This window comes from Hydrogenophilus islandicus, assembly GCF_054657095.1.
This window is the reverse complement of record NZ_BAAHXE010000088.1, coordinates 1-257: the sequence shown is the minus strand read 5'-3', so window position 1 is coordinate 257 and position 257 is coordinate 1. Positions and strand designations below refer to the sequence as shown.

Genomic DNA, 257 nt, shown 5'->3' with positions numbered 1-257 from the left:
ACCGACGCACTGGGCGACTGGCTGCGCCGTACCGGTGCTGGGGAGGGACTGGCAGCGCTTTCCCGCATCAACCAGCGTATCGTTGCTCTACGGCTGCGGCAAACCGGAATCACCGAACACACCCTGGATGCCGACGCCTCGCAGATCATTGCCGAGAAGGAGGGGGCCCGCATCACCTACAAAGGCGAACAAGGCTACATGCCCATGATCGGTCACCTGGCTGAAGCGGGCGTAATCATCCACGAGGAGTTCCGTGA

The 257-nt window shown here is 62.3% G+C and carries 1 pseudogene; it reads left to right on the top strand.

The features are described 5' to 3' along the window. Positions 1-257: pseudogene (locus ACYQ6T_RS10785) on the top strand (IS1380 family transposase); the annotation flags it as partial.